Genomic DNA, 19,585 nt, shown 5'->3' with positions numbered 1-19,585 from the left:
AGGACGCAGCGCTAGAATGCCGTTCTCGGTTTAAGGGCCCTCTCAGGCTGAGCATCAACGGAGTGTGTCTTTCGGTTCTTTTTCGTGGCGTTCACCCATGACCGGCACCAAGCCCACAACGCCCGTAGCCCGCTATTTCCACCAAGAGGCGCAACGGCGCGGCTATGTGCTGGACGCAGCCCAGGGCAATGCCATTCTTCATCTCGATCGATTGGCGGAGCGCTTGCGTCGAGGTCCGTCGCTATTCCGGCAAGCGCCGCGCAGCCTCTACCTGTGGGGGCCGGTCGGGCGCGGCAAGAGCTGGCTGATGGATGGCTTCTTTCGTAGCGCCGATTTGCAGGGCCTGCGCCGGACGCATTTCCATGCGTTCTTTCGCCGGCTTCATGACGGTATGTTCCGCCGCCAGGGGCGGCCCGATGCCCTGGGCGGTGCGCTCGATGAACTGCTAGGAGATTGCCGGCTGCTTTGCTTCGACGAATTCCATGTCCACGACATTGGCGACGCGATGCTGATAACACGCCTGTTCAGGGAGCTGTTCGGCAGGAAGATCACCCTGGTCTGCACCTCCAACTACGCGCCGCGGCAACTGCTGCCCAATCCGCTCTACCACGAACGCTTCCTGCCGGCGATCCGGTTGATCGAGACGCGCATGGAAGTGCTGGAAGTAGCCGGCGCCCGGGACTACCGGACGATTTCGCCGCGGCAGGAGATCGCTTCCGGTTATGCCAGCGGCGGGTATTGCTGGCCAGCCTCATGCGCTTGCCTGGACGAGCTGGGCTTGTCCGCGCCCGAACCCTCGCAACGCGTGACCCTGCAAAGCGGCGCGAGGACGTTGCAGGCGCGCGCGGTGTGCGGCGACCTGGTGTGGTTCGCCTTCGCCGACCTTTGCGAGGCGCCAACCGCGGTGATGGACTACCTTGCCCTCGGCGAACGCTTCTCTACCTGGGTGCTGGAGGGCGTACCGCCGATGGCGCGCTGTTCGGTCGCCGCCCAGCAGCGCTTCATCAATCTCGTCGACGTCCTTTACGACAATGACCGGCGTTTTTTCCTGAGTGCCGAAAAGGCGCTGCCGGACCTGGTCGAGGGCAGCGACCTGCCTGCGGACATGCAGCGTACCGCCAGTCGGCTGGCGCAGTTGCGCCAGCTTCGCTGTTGAAGGAACGCCCAGCGCCGACGGCAAACGGGGCGTAATGGCTCAGTGCAGCTTGAGGCGTGGCTCGGTGCTGCGCAGGCGGCCGCTAAGCATCAGCATCGCGGTGCGCAGCGGACCGTACAACGCCATCTGGTGCATGCGGTATAGCGATACGTAGAACATCCGCGCCAGCCAGCCTTCGAGCATGACGCTACCCATCAGATTGCCCATCAGGTTGCCGACCGCGCTGAAGCGCGACAGCGAGATCAGCGAACCGTAGTCGCGGTAGTGATATTCGCCCAGCGGCTTGCCTTCGAGACGGGCACGCAGCGATTTCACCAGCAGCGAGGCCTGCTGGTGCGCGGCCTGGGCGCGTGGCGGCACGTTGCGCGGTTGCTCTCCCGGTTGCGCCGGCTGGGGACAGGCGGCGCAGTCGCCGAAGGCGAAGATGTCGTCGTCGCGGGTGGTCTGCAGGGTCGGGCGGACCACCAGTTGGTTGATACGGTTGCTTTCCAGGCCGTCGAGTTCCTTGAGGAAGGCCGGAGCCCGGATGCCCGCCGCCCACACCTTGAGCGTCGCCGGGACGAATTCGCCGTCGCCGGTCCAGAGGCCGTCCGCATCTACCTTGCTCACCGCGGAGCCGGTCATCACCCGTACGCCGAGCTTGCTCAGGGTCTGGTGTACCGGCTGGCTGATACGTTCGGGCAGCGCCGGCAGCACCCGCGGGCCGGCTTCGACCAGGCTGATGTGCAGGTCTTCCGGGCGGATCCGGTCGAGCCCGTAGGCGGCCAGCATCTGCGCGGCGTGGTGCAGTTCCGCAGCCAATTCGACGCCGGTGGCGCCGGCGCCGATGATGGCGATACTCACTGCGTTGTTGTTCGCGTCGTGCCCGGTATGCGCACGCAGGTACTGGCCGAGCAGTTGTCGGTGGAAGCGTTCGGCCTGGGCGCGGGTATCGAGGAAAATGCAGTGTTCCGCAGCGCCCTCGGTGCCGAAGTCGTTGGTGGTGCTGCCGACGGCGATCACCAGGGTGTCGTAGGCGATGTCGCGCTCGGGAACCAGTTCAACGCCATTCTCGTCCACCAGTGCGGCCAGGCGGACCCGCTTGCCGGCGCGATCCAGGCCCTGCATGCGGCCGAGCTGGAATTCGAAGTGGTTCCACTTCGCCTGGGCGACGTAGTTCAGCTCGTCCTCGGAGGAGTTGAGCGAGCCGGCAGCGACTTCGTGCAGCAGGGGTTTCCAGATGTGGGTGAGGTTGGCGTCGACCAGGGTGACCTGGGCCTTGCCGCGTTTACCCAGGGTGCGGCCGAGACGGGTGGCGAGCTCCAGCCCGCCGGCGCCGCCGCCGACGATCACGATGCGATGGGACATGTGGATATCTCATAGTGGGAATTCCGTGAGGCGGTCGTCGGGAGCGTGGCTCGACCGGACGACTCAGGCCAGGTAGCTGAGGAGGCGGCTGAGCAGGCCCAGGCCGATGACCACGGCGAGCAGGACGAACATCAGGAACCACGGGCGGAACGGCGCACGCTCGACCTGGTGCAGCGGCGAGGCGAGGTACTGCTCGACCTTCTGCTGGTCTTCGGGGCTCAGTCGGCTGGACATGGCAGGCCTCCGTTTTCGATGTCGGTCATTCTAGACAGACAGGGGGCTCGATCACCAGCGGATCGTCGAGGCGGATCACTCCGCTGCCGATCACCTGCGCGGTGATGCCGCCCTGTTCGCGCACGCTCTTCAGTGTGCGGTGGTCGATGTGCTTTTCCAGGCGTCCGCAGGGTTGGTACCAGCCAGTGGTTTCCAGCAGCGCGCCGCCGAGGCGGAAGCGACGGTCCTTCAGGCTGAGCAGGTTGATGCCGGCGACGGCGATGTTGCGGCGCATCTCGTTGGGCAACAGCGGCCTGCCCAGCAGGGTACCGAGGGCCTCGATATGTTCCCATTGCACCAGGGTGACCTGGCGCGGCGGGTGCGGGTGGTCGCCCGTCAGTCCCAGGCCGCGCCGTGCCTCCACCGCCTCCAGTTCCTGGATCGGCGCGCGGCTGCCGGAGCGCACGCCGATCCACTTCACCCGCCCTTCGCTCACAGGCCTACCCCGGCGTCGAACAGGATGCTGCGGCCGAGGTTGGCGCGCAGGAATTCGGGGGCGCCGGAGTGAGCGAAGAGCACCCGGGCAAAGGTCGGACCGACCATCGACAGCGAGCGCCAGCCTTGGCGCAGGTATTCGGTGGGCGGCGGGAAGGGCGTATTGAAATCGGGCACCGCGCGCTTCAGGTTGACGAAGGCCAGCAGGTCCAGTTCGCCGTGGTCGATGCCGCGCTCGCTATAGTTGTGCGCCTTCTTGCGCAGGGTTGGCGCCAGCCGTGCCTGCAGTTCGGCGGCGGCGATCCGTTGTGGCCGCTCTTCGCGGCGGATCAGTTGGCGCAGGCTGACGGCCTGGCGGCGACGGGTCAGTTCCTCGCGCCACTCCTCGTTCAGCCGGCGACCTTCATCGAGGACGAAGAACACCTCGAAGCCGGCACCCTTGAACAGGACGTCCGGCGGCTGTTCCCCGGGGGCGGCGAAATCCTCCTGGCGATAGGGCACGTTGAGGGCCTCGAGGAAGCGCTGGCAGACCCAGCGCTCGCGGTCCCATTTACGTGCGTTGGAGAGGAAGTCGTTGGCTTGTTCGGCCTGACGGGTGAGCAGGCGCAGATAATCCGCTTCGTTCATGGGCTCAGCTTAGTCTGCCGGCGGGCCCGCTTTCCAGCCCACAGGCGCTCCGGCCGCGACAATCCGTCCCGGAGCGCGCCAGCGGCGAGGCTCGGTGTACACTGCCGTTCCCCTTGGGCCGGAGCCGTTCCGATGCAACTTCGCAGCGTCATCGCCGCCGATCACCCGGCACTCTTCGCGCTATGGTCGCGAACGCCAGGTATCCGCCTCCGTGCGGAGGACGCCTATCCCTTCTTCCTCGCCTACCTTCAACGCAACCCCGGGCTGAGCCTGCTGGTCGAAACCGAAGGGGAGGTGATCGCCTGCCTGATGGCCGGGCATGACGGTCGCCGTGGTTACCTCCAGCACCTGGTGGTCGATCCCGGTTATCGAGGGCTGGGGCTGGCGCGGCAGATGCTCGACGAGGTGTTGGCGCGTCTGGCGAGGGAGGGGATCGGCAAATCCCATGTCTTCGTCCTGGATGCCGCCGAGGAGGCCCAGGCATTCTGGCGAGCCCAGTCGGACTGGGAGCGGCGCAAGGACATCCAGGTATTTTCCACTCGGGAGGGACACGCGTGAAACGATTGCATTGGGTTCTGCTGGGCATGCTGCTGCCCGGCCTGGCGCTGGCCGTGGAGAAGGGCTCCACCCTGGAGCCCTGGACGTTGCAGGACCAGTTCGAAAAGGCGCACTCGCTGGACGACTCCACCCGGGTCCTGCTGGTGGCGCGGGACATGGACGGCTCGAAGCTGGTCAAGGCGGCGCTGGCGGAACGCCCAAAGGGCTACCTGGAGGCGCGCCACGCGCTGTTCCTGGCGGACATCAGCCGCATGCCGGCGCTGATTTCCCGGCTTTTCGCGGTGCCGGCCATGCGTGACTACAGTTATCCGGTGCTGCTCGATCGCGACGCGGCCATCGCTTCTCGCTATGCCTCGGACGAGGGCAAGGTGCTCTGGGTCAGGCTGGAGCAGCGCCGCGTGTTGGAAATCCGCCAGTTGGATTCGCCGGTGGCCCTGCGCATCGCCCTGGAACAACTGCAGCCGTGATCGCGGCCGAGTTGCTGTCGGCGGAAAGCCTGGAACTGGGCTGGGCCATCTATGCGCCGCTGCTGCTGCTCGCCGCCTGGCGCGCGCCCTGGGTCGAGCTGGTCAGCGATACCCGCCGCCAGCACCTGGTGTTCGGCACCATGCTCGGGCTGTTCCTGCTCTGGCTGGTGCGCCGGGACTTCGAGTCGGGACTGTCCTTCCATTTCATCGGCATGACCGCCGTCACCTTGCTGCTCGACTGGCCGCTGGCGATCGTGGTGGGGCTGGTGGCGCAACTGGGCTTGTGCCTGCTCGGCCGCCAGGATTGGCTGGCGATCGGCGTCAACGGCGTGCTGCTGGTGGCGATCCCCGCGCTGATCGCGGAGCTGGCGGCGTTGTTCGTGGAAAAGCGCCAGCCGCGCAACCTGTTCGTCTACATCTTCTGCTGCGGTTTCTTCCCGGCGGCCCTCACCGCGGTGGTGGTCCTGCTGCTCGGCCTTGGCGTGGTCTGGATCGACGGCCTTTTCCCGATGCCGCCCTGGCTGGAGGACTTCGCTGGTTACCTGTGGCTGATTATGTTCCCCGAGGCCTTCATCAACGGCACGGTGATCACCGGCCTGGTGGTCTACTACCCGGAGTGGCTGGAAACCTTCAATCGCACGCGCTACCTGCAGGCGCCCTGGAAGGACGAAGAGCGCAAGCCCTGATGACCAGTCATTCGCCGGGTCCATGGCGGGCGGCGGCTGACTTGCGTCAGTGTTTCGGACGAAGCTGGCCGCGATCCTGCCGTTTTCCCAGGTGAGGAGCGGAACATGGGTGTCCATGAATGGGCCCGAGAGGGCCTGCGAGAGTTGCTGTCGAAGAGCGACGAGGCGGACCGGGCAATGCGCCTGCGCGCGTTGCTCAGCGCAATCGTCGAACTGAACCGGGCGGAGCGCGATGCTGGCGACCTGGCCAGCGAACTGCAATTTCTTGCGGAGAATCTCGACGACCAGCGCGACTACGCTTTCATGCGTCCCTGAAGGAACGGGCCAGCCGGATTGGCTGGCCCGTTGCGTTCAATGCTCGCGAGGCGGCAGGTCGGCGGAGAAGATGTCGTCTTCCAGGGTGTCGCCGGGGATCGCATGTTCCTCGGCGGCCCAGGCGCCGAGATCGATCAGCTTGCAGCGGTCGGAGCAGAAGGGGCGGTACTTGTTGTCGCTTTTCCATTCGACGGGCGCGCCGCAGGTCGGGCACTCCACGGTCAGGGGCTGGTTCATGCTCGGCCTCCTCGCAAGGTCAGGTAGAAGGCGTGCAGTCGTTCGACTTCACGCTGCAGGTGGGACAGGTCGCCGTCGTTGACCAGCACGTCGTCGGCGTGCTTCAAGCGCTCGTCGCGCCGGGCCTGGGCCTGGAGGATCGAGCGCACCTGCTCCTCGGAGACCTTGTCGCGAAGCATGGTGCGCTGTAGTTGCAGATGTTCCGGGGTATCCACCACCAGCACGCGCTGGGTCATCTGGCGCTGGCCGGACTCCACCAGCAGCGGCGAGACCAGGATGGCGTAGGGCGATTCGGCCCTGGCCAGGTACTGGACGATCTCCGCGCCGATCAGCGGGTGCAGCAATTGCTCCAGCCAGCGCCGTTCCTCCGGCGCCTGGAAGATCCGCTCGCGCAAGGCGGCGCGGTCGAGCTGGCCATCGGGCAGGAGGATGCCGTCGCCGAAGCGTTCGACGATCTTCGCCAGGGCCGGACGCCCCGGCTCCACCACCCAGCGGGCGGCATGGTCGGCGTCCACCAGGTGGACGCCGAGGGAAATGAAATGCTCGGCGGCTGCGCTCTTGCCGCTGCCGATACCGCCCGTGAGGCCTAGTATCCAGGGTTGGGTCATTTGAATCCGGCGAATTGCAGATAGGTCCGGGTTATTTGATCACCCCAGAGCAAAGCAATCCACCCGGCAATAGCCAGATAGGGACCGAAGGGGATCGGCGTGCCGCTTTCGGCGTTGCGCAGGCGCAGCATGATCACCCCGAGGATCGCCCCGACCAGCGACGACAGCAGGATGGTCAGCGGCAGGATCTGCCAGCCGCCCCAGGCACCGAGCATGGCCAGCAGCTTGAAGTCGCCGTAGCCCATGCCCTCCTTGCCGGTCACCAGCTTGAACAGCCAGAACACCGACCACAGGCTCAGGTAGCCGAACACCGCGCCGAACAGCGCATCGTCGAGGCTGGCGAAGAGGCCGAAATGGTTGGCGATCAGGCCCAGCCAGAGCAGCGGCAGCACCAGCACGTCCGGCAGCAGTTGGTGATCGGCATCGATCAGGCTCATCGCCAGCAGACCCCAGGTCAGCAGGAGCATCGCGCCCGCCTGCCAGGTGAAGCCGAAATGCCAGGCGACGTAGCCGGAAAGCAGCGCGGTGGCCAGTTCCACCAGGGGGTAGCGTTTGCCGATGGCGGCCTTGCAGGACGAGCACTTGCCGCCCAGCGCCAGGTAGCTGACCAGCGGGATGTTTTCCCAGGGGCGGATCTCGTGGCCGCAGCGCGGGCACGCCGAATTCGGCAGCACCAGGTTGTAGGTCGCCTGCTTGGGTTCCGGCTCCAGCCCGAGCGCTTCGCGGGCCTCGGCCTTCCAGTTGCGCTCCATCATCTTCGGCAGGCGATGCACGACGACGTTGAGGAAGCTGCCGACCAGCAGGCCGAGGAGGATGGTGCACAAGACAAAGGCCAGCGGATGGCTGGCCAGGTAGTCTGTGAGTTGCATGTTCAGATAACTTTGCCGAGCTGGAAAATAGGCAGATACATAGCGACGATCAATCCGCCAACCAGGACTCCCAGCACCGCCATGATCATTGGTTCCATCAAAGTCGTCAAATTGTCGACGGCATTATCTACTTCATCCTCGTAGAAGCCAGCCACTTTGCCAAGCATGTCGTCCAGCGAACCAGATTCTTCGCCAATCGCAGCCATCTGGATAGCCATACTCGGAAAAACATTGGTGGTGCGCATGGAGAAGTTCAACTGCATACCGCTGGAAACGTCCTGCTTGATCTTGGCGACTGCGCTTTTAAACACCACATTACCTGTGGCCCCTGATACCGAATCCAAAGCCTCGACTAGAGGAACGCCTGCTGCAAACGTAGTCGATAGGGTCCGTGCATAACGTGCTACGGCTGACTTATAGACGATGGCACCGACGATGGGAGCTTTCAGTATGGCTCTGTCTATGGTGTCGCGGAAACTTTTGGAGCGCTTGTACAACTCTTTCAGAGCAAAACCTATGCCGAGCATGGCGATGAGGACAAGTAGCCACCATTCTTGTAATGTTTCCGAAAGTCCGATCACCATTTGAGTGAAGGCTGGTAGCTCTGCACCAAAGTTCGCGAAAACTGACTGGAATTGCGGAACAACCTTAATGAGTAGGATCGCAGAGACCACCAGTGCCACGATAACGACCGCGATGGGGTAGGTCATAGCTTTCTTGATCTTGGCTTTGAGTGCCTCAGTTTTTTCCTTGTAGGTAGCAACCCGGGCGAGAAGCGTTTCCAATGCGCCTGATTGTTCGCCCGCATCTACAAGATTGCAGTAAAGGTCGTCAAAATACTGGGGCTTCTTTCGTAGTGAGTTGGCCAAGCTATTACCGGCTGCGACTTCCTGCTTTATTTCGTCAACCAGCTTTCGCATGTTCGGATTTTCGAAGCCCTCGCCAATGATGTCGAAGGACTGCAATAGGGGCACGCCTGCGCCCATCATGGTCGCCATCTGCCGAGTGAACAGTGCGATGTCCATGGGTTTGATTTTTTTTCCCGCACCGAATAGCGTGATGCCTTTCTTGCGGACTTTCAGCGGATTGATACCCTGTTTGCGTAGCTGGGCTTTGACCAGCATAGGGTTTTGCCCGGTCAACTCTCCTTTGACCTTGCTGCCCTTCTTATCAGTACCTTCCCAGATGAAGACACTGGTCTTTAACGCTTTGTCCGCCATGGATTAATCCTTGGTCACGCGGTTGACTTCTTCCAGGCTGGTGATCCCCTGCATGGCTTTCAGCAGGCCTGAAGCGCGTAGATCGTTGAAGCCTTCTTTGCGGGCCTGTTCGGCGATCTCGATGGAGTTGCCTTCCTCCATGATAATCCGCTGCAGGGCCGGGGTGTTTTTAACCACTTCATAAATACCGACACGGCCCTTGTAACCGTTCTTGCAATGGTCGCAGCCTACTGGTGAATACAGCTTGAAGGTGCCGATCCGGTCCTCGGGGAAGCCTTCATGGAGGAGTGTTTCCTTCGGTACCTCATGCTCTTTCTTGCAGTGCGAGCAGAGTTTTCGCGCAAGTCGCTGGGCGATGATCAGGTTCACCGAGGTCGCTAGGTTGAACGCCGGCACGCCCATGTTCAGCAACCGGGTCAGGGTCTCGGCGGCGCTGTTGGTGTGCAGGGTGGACATCACCATATGCCCGGTCTGCGCCGCCTTGATGGCGATCTCGGCCGTCTCCAGGTCGCGAATCTCGCCGACCATGATCACGTCCGGGTCCTGGCGCAGGAAGGCGCGCAGCGCCTGGGAGAAGTCCATACCCTGGCGCGGATTGACGTTGACCTGGTTGATGCCTTCCAGGTTGATTTCCACCGGGTCTTCGGCAGTGGAGATGTTGATGTCGGTGGTGTTGAGGATGTTCAGGCCGGTGTACAGGGAGACCGTCTTGCCCGAGCCGGTGGGCCCGGTGACCAGGATCATGCCCTGCGGCTGCTTAAGCGCAGCCAGGTAGAGTTCCTTCTGGTCTTCCTCGTAGCCGAGGGCGTCGATGCCCATCTGCGCGCTGGAGGAATCGAGGATACGCATCACGATCTTCTCGCCCCACAGGGTCGGCAGGGTGTTGACGCGGAAGTCGATGGACTTGGTCTTCGACACGCGCATCTTGATCCGCCCGTCCTGCGGCTTACGCCGTTCGGAAATGTCCAGGCCTGCCATTACCTTGAGTCGCGCGGAAATACGGCTGGCCAACTGGATCGGCGGCTTGGCTACCTCATGGAGCATGCCATCGGTACGGAAACGTACACGGTAAATCTTTTCATAGGGCTCGAAATGCAGATCAGAGGAGCCGCCTCTGATCGCATCCAATAACATTTTGTTGACGAAACGCACCACCGGGGCGTCGTCTGTCTCTGCACTGGAATCATCATCCTGGCTTGCGCCCGCACCGGAACCGACATCCAGGCCTTCAAGATCCACGTCATCCAGGCCTGCAAGGCTGTCAGTGGCATTTTCGAATAGTTTCTCGATGATGATGCCGAGCTTGTCATCCTCGACCAGGATGGCTTCAGTAGTCAGGCCTGTGCTGAACTGCACATCGTTAATCGCCTGGTGGTTGGCTGGATCGGAGATGCCGACGAACAGCTTGTTGCCGCGTCGCCACAACGGAACTACCCGATGCTGGCGCACCAGCTTCTCGCTGATCAGATCCTTGGGCAGGCTGTCCCGATCAAGGCTGTTCAGGTCGCAGTAGGCGATACCGAATTGATCCGCCGCCAGTTCGGTCAAGGCCTGTCCTTTCACTAGCTTGCTCTGTACCAGATAGGTTACCAGCGACAACTTGTTGCGCTGGGCTTGCAACTGGGCCTGTTGAGCTGCTTTTTCATCGAGAAGTTCATGCAGGACGAGCTGGCGAGCCAGGCCGCTGAGCTGGATGGTATCGTTCATAGGATAGATCGCAGGAGGGCTATGGAAGGGTCTTATAGCGTAGTTGAGCTGAGCTGCCAAACGCTGTTACACCAACTGCCCAAAAGCGTCACATAATGTCGGATTGTGTATTTTAAATCGTCCTTGCTTTTCTCCAACCCCTGAGTGTGCGCCTCTCTGTGGACTTGGCATGCAAGATGCTTAAAGAGGGCAGGCGTTAGGCCTATTCATATCAACGGAGAGACACATGAAAGCTCAAAAAGGCTTCACTTTGATCGAGCTGATGATCGTTGTAGCGATCATCGGTATTCTGGCTGCGATTGCTCTGCCGGCCTATCAGGACTACACCGTTCGTACCCGTGTCAGTGAAGGTCTGGTTCTGGCTGAGCCCGCCAAACTGATGATCTCCACGGATGGAAGTGCTTCTACTGCTGATCTGACTCGCGCAACCACTACTTGGAACCAGCAATCCAATAATCTGGGTGCATCCAGTAAGTACGTAACATCTGTTTTGATGGATGCTGGTAACACCGGTGTTATCACTATTACGTATGTCGCTGACCAAGTGGGCTTGCCGACTGCCGGTAACACTCTGATTCTGTCTCCCTATATCAATGATGGTAACACTCGCACTGCTCTGGCGACTGCAGTGGCTGCTGGCACTCGTGGCACCATTGATTGGGCTTGCACTTCGGCATCGAACGCGACTGCCACTGCTCAGGGTTTCACCGGCATGGCAGCTGGTAGTGTGCCGCAAGAGTTTGCTCCTGCTCAGTGCCGCTAAAAGACGGAAAGTTGTGAGAAAGAGCGCTTAGGCGCTCTTTCTTTTTGAAGTTAGGGAATCAGCTATGAATGAGAAGATTAGGGCGTTCGCTGTTCACTTTCTAATTTCTGCCCTTGTCTGTTCATTGTTTTCCTGTTTTGCGTTTTGGGTTTGGTATCCAGGGCCGTTGTCGGCTCGTTTGGGGTTGTGGCATATACTATTGCTGTTGGTGATGGTGGACGTCGTTCTTGGGCCGCTCATGACCTTTATAGTGTATCGTAAGGGAAAGAACAGCCTTTTTTTTGATCTTTCGGTTATTTGCCTTCTTCAGTTTGTGGCCTTTGCTTATGGTGTATGGACTATTGCTGAAGGTCGGCCGGCTTGGTTGGTGTTCAATGTGGATCGTTTCGATTTGGTTCGGGTTTCCGATTTAGATCGAGTGAGTGTCAATGTTCGGGAGCAATACCGGCGAGCTCCTCTGTGGGGGGCGGGCATGGTGGCAGTAGCTTTACCTTTGCTTGCAAAGGAGCGTAGCGAGTTGCTAATGGATGTCCTGCGGACGGGTAGAGATATACCTTTTCGACCAGAGCTTTATGTGCCGCTTGCCCAACAGAAGCAGGCTATCAGATCCAAGCTAAGGCCTCTGTCAGAGCTTTCTGTGTTGAATACACGGTGGCAGTTGGTAGGTACCCTTACCAAATATCCCGAAGCTGATTGCTGGCTGCCGCTGAGAGTTGAAAATGATTCTCTCGTGGTGTTGATGACCAGAGAAACGGCGCAAATTGTGGCGATTGTTGATTTGCGGGCCTGGAAGCAAGGCTAAGGTGTATTTATAATGACAGCGTGCCGTGATATTGAATTTCTGAAGGCGAAATGCTATTTTCCCGTCCTCTTCGCTTTGGGCCCTTGGAGCGTTGATTGAATGTAAGCCGGATTAGCTCAGTCGGTAGAGCAGCTCATTCGTAATGAGAAGGTCGGGGGTTCGATTCCTCTATCCGGCACCAGTCGCAATAAAAAGCCCCGCTTCGGCGGGGCTTTTTATTGCCTGCGATTCGTTCAGAGGGTGAGGCGCATGGACAGGTCGACGGCCCTGACATCCTTGGTCAGGGTGCCGATGGAGATGTAGTCGACGCCGGTCTCGGCGATGTTGCGCAGGGTGCCCTCGTTGATTCCGCCGGAAGCCTCCAGCTTGGCACGGCCGGCGGTGAGGGCGACGGCGGTGCGCATGTCGTCCAGGCTGAGTTCGTCGAGCATGACGATATCGGCGCCGGCCTCCAGCGCCTGGCGCAGTTCATCGAGGTTCTCCACTTCCACTTCCACCGGCTTGCCGGGTGCTATGCGCCGGGCTTCGGCGATTGCCCGGTCGATACCGCCGCAGGCGGCGATGTGGTTTTCCTTGATCAGGAAGGCATCGTAGAGGCCGATGCGATGGTTGTGGCAACCGCCGCAGGTGACCGCGTACTTCTGCGCGAGGCGCAGGCCTGGCAGGGTCTTGCGCGTGTCGAGGAGCTTCACCGCGGTGCCGGCGACCAGGTCGGCGTAGTGCTGGCTGCGGGTGGCGGTACCGGAAAGCAGCTGGAGGAAGTTCAGCGCGCTGCGCTCGCCGGTGAGCAGGGCGCGGGCCGGGCCTTTTAGCTGGAACAGCGTCTGGTTCGGCTCGACTCGCTGGCCGTCCTCCACCTGCCAGGTCACCAGCACTCGCGGATCGACCTGGCGGAAGACCTCGTCGACCCAGGCGCGGCCCGCGATCGTCGCGTGCTCGCGGGTAATCACCCGGGCCTCGGCCTCGCGCTGTGGATCGATCAACTGAGCGGTAAGGTCGCCGCCGCCGACGTCTTCCGCCAGGGCGGTACGAACGTTGGCCTGGATTTCGCCTTGAAGGTCGGCAAGGGTGAGGTTAGGCATGGCGGGCTCCTGTACGAGATCGGGCGATTATACGGAGCGCGGCGGACGGCGTCTGTGCCTGCCTGGGCGCCGGTCGGGACGGCCGCCATTCATCGGCCTTCGCTTGTGTGAAGAGAGTCATGTCTATAGGAAAACCCTCTATCTAGATTTGAAAGTATCTCTATAATGAATGTAGATACTTGTTTTTGACGCCTGGAAATTGACGTTACGGACGACGCCAATCGATCCTCTGTGCCCGATTTTTGCCATTCCATGCGCGGCCGCGAGGGTGGCAGGAGAGTCCCGATGCAGAACGATGCCAATGTGGTGCACCTGACTAGGGTCGCTTCCGAGCCGTCGCCGAACGCCGGAGCGGGGCGCCTGCCGGTCATCCTCGTGCAGGTGCGCGACAAGGCGGCGTTGCAGCTGAAACAGGCGTTGCAGGCGTTGTTCGACAACGCCGACGACACCCTCTTCGAAATGGCCGACCGAGCCACCAGCAACCTCGAACAGAACGCTTTCTTCGAAGCCATGCGCGACCTGCGCCTCAAGCGCAAGAGTATCGAGCGGGTCTACCTGCAGAAGGTCTTCGAGGAGTTCTCGGCGCTCAACCAGGTACAGTCCGGCAAATCCGTGCCGACCCTGGATACCGTGTCCTTCGACAGCCTCAGCCTGGTACAGAACGAGGAACTGGAGGAGTCCGTCGCGGTGGACGCGATGGTGGCGCGGGTGATGAGCCGCGATGCCACCGCGCTGGCCCACCTGAGCACCCGCCTGAACACCCTGGTCGGCCGGAAGGTCGACGAGAAGAGCAATCCCCTCGCTCCGCGTCCGCTGACCGCGGCTTTCCTCGATGCCTGCCAGGGGCTCGGCGTCGAGATCAAGGTCAAGCTGATCATTCTCAAGCTGTTCGAGAAGTACGTCCTGGCCCATTGCGACCAGTTGTACGCCGAGGCCAACCAGATCCTGGTCGCTGCGGGCGTGCTGCCGGAACTCAAATCCGCGCTGCCGCGGCGTCAGCCCGCTGTCCGTCCCGAAGCGGTACGCGATGCCGGGACCCTGCAGGCACAGGCTGCGCTGCTCGACGGCGGTCAGCAGGAAGTCTTCGGCGCGCTGCAGGAACTGCTGGCGCAGGTCCGCGACAATCCTTCCTTCTACCGTCGCGAAACGCCTGAGAATGCCGCGCCGATTTCCAGCAACGACCTGATGCGCCTGCTTTCCCACCTGCAACAGCACTTGCCGGGCCCTGGCGCCGCGGAGTTCGACGTCCGCGACGGGGTCGACCAACTGCTCCAGCGGGTCAGCCACAAGAGCGGCCGTTCTCGGGTGGTCGGCCAGGTGGACGATGACGTCATCAACCTGGTGTCGATGCTGTTCGAATTCATTCTCGATGACCGCACCCTGCCTGATTCGCTGAAGGCCCTGATCGGTCGGATGCAGATCCCGATGCTCAAGGTGGCCCTGCTCGACAAGACCTTCTTCAGCCGCGGTAGCCATCCGGCGCGTCGCCTGCTCAACGAGATCGCATCCGCGTCGCTGGGCTGGGCCGAACACAATGATGCCCGGCGCGACAGCCTGTACCAGAAGATCGAACAGGTCGTGATGCGGCTGTTGAACGACTTCGTCGACGACCCGGCGATCTTCGCCGAGTTGCTGGAGGACTTCATTGCCTTCACCGGCGACGAGCGCCGCCGCAGCGAGCTCCTCGAGCAGCGCACCCGCGACGCCGAGGAAGGCCGCGCCAAGGCCGAACTGGCTCGGCAGGACGTGGAGCAGGTGCTGAACCAGCGACTGCTCGGCAAGGTCCTGCCGGAGGTGGTGGTGCGCCTGCTGCGGGATGCCTGGAGCAAGGTGATGCTGCTGATCTGCCTCAAGCATGGCAAGGCTTCGGCCGAGTGGCGGGAGGCCCTGGATACCATGGACGAGTTGATCTGGAGCGTCGGCCCGCATGACGATCCGCTGTCCCGCCAACAGTTGCTGGAGCGTGTGCCTGGCCTGCTCAAGGCGCTGCGTGAGGGATTGGCCAGCGCAGCCTTCGATCCGTTTTCCACCGGAGAATTCTTCAGCCAGCTGGAAACCCTGCATGTCCAGGGTCTGCAGCGCGACAAGCGCGGCGAGGCGGCTGTCGCGGACAGCCCCCTGCTCGACGAAGCGAGCCCGGGCACGGCCGCGGAAAAGCCCCGGGCGCCGGTCATGCTGCGGGTGGTCGAGGAAATCGTCCTGACCTCGCCGGACGCCGCCCCGGCGCCTGTCGAGAGCGAAGTGCGCCTGCCGGACAACGACGAGGCACTGCTGCGGGTCGATGCGCTGCGTGTCGGCAGTTGGGTGGAGATCCAGGAGGACGCCGAGCACAAGCTGCGCTGCAAGCTGGCGGCAGTGATCCGGCCCACCGGTCGCTACATCTTCGTCAATCGCACCGGGATGAAGGTCCTGGAAAAGACCCGCATGGGCCTGGCGGTGGAGTTTCGCCGGCAGGCGGTACGCCTGCTGGACGATGCCTTGCTGTTCGACCGGGCCCTGGAGTCGGTGATCGGCAACCTGCGGCGCCTCAAGGGCGCCTAGCCGCTTCTCGAGGACCCGGCGGATGCCGGGTCTTTTCGTTCTTGCGGGTAATACCTTTCCTCGACGCATGTCGAAGCGGCCGATCCAGAGCCCGCCTGATCGTCATTCCGGCGCCGCTGGATTAGAGTGGGGGCTCGTTCAGGAGCCCGTATGCATTTCGATTCCGTTACCGGCTGGGTCCTTGGCGTCCGCCACTGCCCTTCACCGAATTTCAACCTGCGTCCGCAAGGGGACGCGGTGTCGCTGCTGGTCATCCACAATATCAGCCTGCCGCCGGGACAGTTCGGCACCGGCAAGGTCCAGGCGTTCTTCCAGAATCGCCTGGACCCGAACGAACATCCCTATTTCGAGGAGATCCGCCACCTGACGGTTTCCGCGCATTTCCTCATCGAACGCGACGGCGCCATCACCCAGTTCGTCTCCTGTCACGACCGCGCCTGGCATGCCGGGGTTTCCTGCTTCGACGGTCGCGAGGCGTGCAACGACTTCTCCCTTGGCATCGAACTGGAGGGGACCGACACGGAACCGTACACGGACGCGCAGTACACTGCCCTGGCCGGGCTGACGCGGCTGTTGCGCGCGGCCTTCCCGGCGATCACCCCGGAACGCATCCAGGGCCACTGCGATATCGCCCCGGAACGCAAGACCGATCCCGGCGAGGCTTTCGACTGGTCGCGCTACCGCGCCGGATTGACCTATTCCAAGGAGGAAACATGACGTTCCTGGTGTTGCTGCTGGCCCTTGCGCTGGAGAAGTTCTCCGGCTGGCGCCGGCGTATCCAGCGCGATGGCGCCTGGCTCGCCTGGCTGGGCCTGGTCGAGGACCTGCCCTCGGTGTCCCGCCGCTCCTGGCTGGGGCTGCTGCTCGCGGTGGTCCTGCCGTTGCTGCCGCTGGCCCTGCTGCTGACATTGCTGCAGCCGCTGGCCTATGGCTGGCTGAGCCTCCCGCTGCATCTTCTGGTGGTGGTCTACAGTCTCGGCCGCGGCGACGTCATGGCCGACCTCGGGCCGTTCCGCGACGCCTGGCGGCGCGAGGAGGCCCAGGCTGCCTTCCATGTCGCCGAACGCGATCTGGGGATCCTGGGCGGCAGCGAGAGCGAACTGATCGGCCGGGTGCACGGCCATCTGCTCTGGCAGGGCTACCAGAGCTTCTTCGCGGTGATCTTCTGGTATGCCTTGCTCGGCCCGGTGGCGGCCCTGGCCTATCGCCTGCTGGCACTGGCGCTGGAGCACGCCCGCCAGCCGGCGTTGCGCGAACAGGCGGCGCGCGTCCGGCATATCCTCGACTGGTTGCCGGTGCGTGCGCTGGTGCTGAGCTTCGCCCTGGTCGGCAACTTCCTCGCGGTTATCCGCGTGTTGCTGCACTGGCTGCTGGCCTGGGACATCTCGGCGGCCGCGCTGCTGGGCAAGGCCGGACGGGTCGCCAGCGATGTCGAAGCGGTCGAACTGGGTGCCGCCGGCGTCGCCAGCCTGGATGCGCTCTGGCAATTGCTGGTGCGCGCGGCCGTGCTCTGGTATGCCGTGTTCGCCTTCTGCGCGCTGTTCCTCTGAGCGTAGCGACGGGGAATCCGCCTGCGATTCCCCGTTAACCTTAAGTTACAGAACACCAGGCCGATATCGGGTACACAGGTGAACGTGTCCGCATGATTTCGAAAGGCCATTACCGAGCGGACTCCGTGCGTCAATGTCGTCACGCGGCGGCATCTCTCAGAACGATAAGAACAATCAGGAGACGTCTGGGTGAAGACCGTACTCTATCCCGCCATCGCGCTGATGAACCGGCTCAGCTTCGGCATGAAGTTCGGCCTGATCAGCGTGCTGTTCTTCCTGCCGCTGCTGATCACCAGCTTCTATCTGGTGCGCGATGCCTATCGCCAGTTCAGTGACACCCGGATCGAACTGCAGAGCTTGACGCTGCTGGGTAGCGGACTTCAGATCCGGCGTGGCCTGGAGTCCCTCAACGATCTGTTGCAGATCAATGCGGTCATCGGCCAGTCCGGCAAGGCCGGCGATCTGGAAGCGCGCATCGCGGACGTCCAGAAGGGGCTGCGCGGGCGGCTCGAGGCGCTGGCGCCGCTCAGCGAGGATGGTGCGGCGGTAGCCGAATTCGAGGCCCAGCGCGACCGGTTGCTCAACGGCTTGCAGGCCGTGGAGGCCGAAGGGTCCCTGCAGGGCAAGGGCGCACGGGCGGAGAAGCTGCTCGGTAGCGCACAGGTATTCATCAAGTTGCTCATCGCCCAGGCCGGGCTCAGCCAGGACAGCCAGCGCCAGGTGCGCCAGCTCAGCGAGCTGGTCGGCTCGATAACGCCGGAGGTGACGGCGGCCATCAGCAAGGGGCGCGCCATCGGCGCCTACTCCCTGGGCCAGGGTTTCCTCAATTCGTCCTCCAGCGCGCGGCTCGACGAACTGCTGCTGGAGTTCGAGAAACTGCATGGCGAGTATGGCCTGAAGCTGCAGGAGTCCCTGGCCGGCAGCCCACAGCTGCTCGAGGAGGCCGCCCAGGCCAGTCGCGAGACCCTGAAGAGCCTGGGGCAGTTGTTCGAGGACCGGGTGATCGTGGCCGAGACGCTGGATACCCCGTGGACGCAGTTCTACGATCAGGTCAGCGCGGCGATGGACAAGACCTACCAGCTCGACGACGCCGTTCTCGGCTATCTCGATACCCAGTTGCAAAAGCGCCTGCAACAGGTGCGCACGCAGATGCTGTTGCTAGTCGCCGCGCTGGCCGTGGTTTTCGCCGCGATCCTATACCTCTACGGCGGTTTCTACGTTTCCACCCGCGCCACCCTGAAGGATCTCGGGCGAATGATGGAGCGCGTCGCCGGCGGCGACATGACGGTCAGCTTCCAGGCCCGCAGCCGTGACGAGCTGGGCGAGCTGGGACAATCGTTCAACGAATCGGTGGCGAAGATCCACGACCTGATCGAGCGGGTCAGCCAGACCGTCGGCGAGGTCGAGCGGCAGACCCTGCGCGTCGAGTCGGTGTCGGCCGAAAGCAACCAGGCGGTAGCCGGGCAACGCAGCCAGATCGAGCAGGTGGCCACGGCGATGAACCAGATGGCCGCTACCGCCCAGGAAGTGGCGCGCAGCGCGGCGATGGCGGTGAGCAGCGCGAACAGCGTGAACCAGGAAACCCTCAGCGGGCGCAGCCTGGTCGAGTCGCAGGTGGGTAGCATCCAGCGCCTGGCCGGCGAGATCGACCAGTCGGTGGCGGCGATCAATCGCCTGGCCAGTGACAGCGCCTCGATCAGCCAGGTGCTGGATGTGATCAAGGGCATCGCCGAACAGACCAACCTGCTGGCGCTCAATGCGGCGATCGAGGCCGCTCGTGCCGGGGAGCAGGGGCGCGGTTTCGCGGTGGTGGCCGACGAGGTGCGCACGCTGGCCAAGCGCACCCAGCAGTCCACCGCCGAGATCGAACAGATGATCCTGCGCCTGCAGGGCGGCGTCGATGCGGCGGTGAAGGCGATGGCCAGCAGCCACCATACCGCCGATGGCACGGTCAACGAGTCGGCGCAGGTGCAGCAGGCACTGGAGAATATCCTCGGCGCGGTGGGCATGATCGTCGACCAGAACCAGCAGATCGCCGCCGCCGCCGAGCAACAGACCGCCGTGGCCCACGATATCGACCAGAACATCGTCGAGATCAACCAGGCCGGCGAGCGCACCGCGGAAGGCGCCAGCCAGACCGAACGGGCCAGCCGCGAACTGGGCGCCCAGGTGACCCAGCTGAAACGCCTGATCGGCGCGTTCCGGGTGTAGGCGCAAGGCCTGCGCGGGACGTTTTTCATCCATCCGATTGAACGCTGGGCGGACGGGGACATTCCACTGTCATGCACATGGGGTAAAGGCTGAGCAGGTCAATCCGGCGGTGCGACAGGCGGAGGCGAAAT

Annotated in this window: 21 protein-coding genes and 1 tRNA gene; 12 read left to right on the top strand and 10 right to left on the bottom strand. The window is 62.8% G+C overall.

Annotation, left to right across the window (positions count from 1 at the left end; genetic code table 11):
• Positions 1-64: 64 nt before the first annotated feature.
• Entirely contained in the window at positions 65-1,156 is a 1,092-nt protein-coding gene (gene zapE / locus LJF27_RS13950; protein WP_010895676.1) for a cell division protein ZapE, read from the top strand.
• Positions 1,157-1,195: 39 nt separating this feature from the next.
• Here zapE and LJF27_RS13945 read toward each other — a convergent pair whose 3' ends face one another.
• The 4 genes from LJF27_RS13945 to LJF27_RS13930 all read right to left on the bottom strand — a co-directional run bounded on the left by LJF27_RS13945 (position 1,196) and on the right by LJF27_RS13930 (position 3,838).
• On the bottom strand, positions 1,196-2,503 hold the full coding sequence (locus tag LJF27_RS13945; protein WP_003112837.1) for an NAD(P)/FAD-dependent oxidoreductase: 1,308 nt from the start codon (positions 2,501-2,503) through the stop codon (positions 1,196-1,198).
• Positions 2,504-2,566: 63 nt separating this feature from the next.
• Positions 2,567-2,737 (bottom strand): DUF3094 family protein, encoded by a 171-nt coding sequence (locus LJF27_RS13940; RefSeq protein WP_003094672.1) that lies wholly within the window; start codon positions 2,735-2,737, stop codon positions 2,567-2,569.
• Between the two features lie 25 nt (positions 2,738-2,762).
• Complete coding sequence (locus LJF27_RS13935) at positions 2,763-3,212, bottom strand: MOSC domain-containing protein (protein ID WP_003161439.1); 450 nt, start codon at positions 3,210-3,212, stop codon at positions 2,763-2,765.
• On the bottom strand, positions 3,209-3,838 hold the full coding sequence (locus LJF27_RS13930) for a DUF1780 domain-containing protein (RefSeq protein ID WP_003094668.1): 630 nt from the start codon (positions 3,836-3,838) through the stop codon (positions 3,209-3,211). Before LJF27_RS13930 ends, LJF27_RS13935 begins: the two co-directional genes overlap by 4 nt.
• 132 nt (positions 3,839-3,970) lie before the next feature.
• Between LJF27_RS13930 and LJF27_RS13925 the strand changes: the two genes are divergently transcribed.
• From LJF27_RS13925 to LJF27_RS13910, 4 genes are all read left to right on the top strand, one after another.
• Positions 3,971-4,396 carry a GNAT family N-acetyltransferase gene (locus LJF27_RS13925; protein ID WP_016562341.1) on the top strand — a complete coding sequence of 142 codons (426 nt, stop codon included), beginning with the start codon at positions 3,971-3,973 and terminating at the stop codon, positions 4,394-4,396.
• Positions 4,393-4,863: a hypothetical protein gene (locus tag LJF27_RS13920; protein ID WP_023103507.1), complete on the top strand. Its 471-nt coding sequence runs from the start codon at positions 4,393-4,395 to the stop codon at positions 4,861-4,863. Before LJF27_RS13925 ends, LJF27_RS13920 begins: the two co-directional genes overlap by 4 nt.
• Positions 4,860-5,549, top strand: coding sequence for an energy-coupling factor ABC transporter permease (locus tag LJF27_RS13915; protein WP_003094662.1), 690 nt, complete (start codon positions 4,860-4,862; stop codon positions 5,547-5,549). The genes LJF27_RS13920 and LJF27_RS13915 overlap by 4 nt, the downstream gene beginning before the upstream one ends.
• A gap of 105 nt (positions 5,550-5,654) precedes the next feature.
• The gene (locus LJF27_RS13910) at positions 5,655-5,864 is read left to right on the top strand and encodes a hypothetical protein (RefSeq protein ID WP_003094660.1); all 210 of its coding nucleotides are present in this window, start codon (positions 5,655-5,657) and stop codon (positions 5,862-5,864) included.
• Positions 5,865-5,900: 36 nt separating this feature from the next.
• On the opposite strand, the gene yacG is transcribed toward LJF27_RS13910, so the two are convergent.
• From yacG to pilB, 5 genes are read right to left on the bottom strand one after another with little or no spacing between them, the layout of a single operon-like run.
• Complete coding sequence (gene yacG / locus LJF27_RS13905) at positions 5,901-6,101, bottom strand: DNA gyrase inhibitor YacG (RefSeq protein WP_017148551.1); 201 nt, start codon at positions 6,099-6,101, stop codon at positions 5,901-5,903.
• Positions 6,098-6,709: a dephospho-CoA kinase gene (coaE, locus tag LJF27_RS13900; protein WP_003094654.1), complete on the bottom strand. Its 612-nt coding sequence runs from the start codon at positions 6,707-6,709 to the stop codon at positions 6,098-6,100. Before coaE ends, yacG begins: the two co-directional genes overlap by 4 nt.
• Complete coding sequence (gene pilD / locus LJF27_RS13895; RefSeq protein ID WP_017148550.1) at positions 6,706-7,578, bottom strand: type IV prepilin peptidase/methyltransferase PilD; 873 nt, start codon at positions 7,576-7,578, stop codon at positions 6,706-6,708. The genes coaE and pilD overlap by 4 nt, the downstream gene beginning before the upstream one ends.
• Positions 7,579-7,580: 2 nt before the next feature.
• Positions 7,581-8,798 (bottom strand): type II secretion system F family protein, encoded by a 1,218-nt coding sequence (locus tag LJF27_RS13890; RefSeq protein ID WP_023103506.1) that lies wholly within the window; start codon positions 8,796-8,798, stop codon positions 7,581-7,583.
• Positions 8,799-8,801: 3 nt separating this feature from the next.
• Positions 8,802-10,505 carry a type IV-A pilus assembly ATPase PilB gene (pilB, locus tag LJF27_RS13885; RefSeq protein ID WP_023100230.1) on the bottom strand — a complete coding sequence of 568 codons (1,704 nt, stop codon included), beginning with the start codon at positions 10,503-10,505 and terminating at the stop codon, positions 8,802-8,804.
• A 226-nt stretch (positions 10,506-10,731) separates the two neighbouring features.
• Between pilB and LJF27_RS13875 the strand changes: the two genes are divergently transcribed.
• From LJF27_RS13875 to LJF27_RS13865, 3 genes are all read left to right on the top strand, one after another.
• Complete coding sequence (locus LJF27_RS13875; protein WP_025921208.1) at positions 10,732-11,268, top strand: pilin; 537 nt, start codon at positions 10,732-10,734, stop codon at positions 11,266-11,268.
• A gap of 64 nt (positions 11,269-11,332) precedes the next feature.
• The gene (gene tfpZ, locus LJF27_RS13870) at positions 11,333-12,070 is read left to right on the top strand and encodes a TfpX/TfpZ family type IV pilin accessory protein (protein ID WP_023110409.1); all 738 of its coding nucleotides are present in this window, start codon (positions 11,333-11,335) and stop codon (positions 12,068-12,070) included.
• Positions 12,071-12,175: 105 nt separating this feature from the next.
• Positions 12,176-12,251 (top strand) — tRNA-Thr (locus LJF27_RS13865).
• Between the two features lie 52 nt (positions 12,252-12,303).
• Here LJF27_RS13865 and nadC read toward each other — a convergent pair.
• Complete coding sequence (gene nadC / locus LJF27_RS13860) at positions 12,304-13,152, bottom strand: carboxylating nicotinate-nucleotide diphosphorylase (protein WP_017148538.1); 849 nt, start codon at positions 13,150-13,152, stop codon at positions 12,304-12,306.
• A 285-nt stretch (positions 13,153-13,437) separates the two neighbouring features.
• Between nadC and LJF27_RS13855 the strand changes: the two genes are divergently transcribed.
• The 4 genes from LJF27_RS13855 (at position 13,438) to LJF27_RS13840 (ending at position 19,454) form a co-directional block, all read left to right on the top strand.
• Positions 13,438-15,693 carry a DUF1631 domain-containing protein gene (locus LJF27_RS13855; protein WP_003104913.1) on the top strand — a complete coding sequence of 752 codons (2,256 nt, stop codon included), beginning with the start codon at positions 13,438-13,440 and terminating at the stop codon, positions 15,691-15,693.
• A 150-nt stretch (positions 15,694-15,843) separates the two neighbouring features.
• On the top strand, positions 15,844-16,410 hold the full coding sequence (gene ampD / locus LJF27_RS13850; RefSeq protein ID WP_003116245.1) for a 1,6-anhydro-N-acetylmuramyl-L-alanine amidase AmpD: 567 nt from the start codon (positions 15,844-15,846) through the stop codon (positions 16,408-16,410).
• Positions 16,407-17,243, top strand: coding sequence for a regulatory signaling modulator protein AmpE (ampE, locus tag LJF27_RS13845; protein WP_003104909.1), 837 nt, complete (start codon positions 16,407-16,409; stop codon positions 17,241-17,243). The genes ampD and ampE overlap by 4 nt, the downstream gene beginning before the upstream one ends.
• A gap of 189 nt (positions 17,244-17,432) precedes the next feature.
• On the top strand, positions 17,433-19,454 hold the full coding sequence (locus tag LJF27_RS13840) for a methyl-accepting chemotaxis protein (protein WP_003104905.1): 2,022 nt from the start codon (positions 17,433-17,435) through the stop codon (positions 19,452-19,454).
• Positions 19,455-19,585: the final 131 nt, after the last annotated feature.

The sequence above is a fragment of the Pseudomonas sp. 203-8 genome (assembly GCF_020708595.1).
GTDB lineage: Bacteria > Pseudomonadota > Gammaproteobacteria > Pseudomonadales > Pseudomonadaceae > Pseudomonas > Pseudomonas aeruginosa.
The sequence above is the reverse complement of the archived record's forward strand: the minus strand, read 5'-3'. Positions and strand labels throughout refer to the sequence as shown.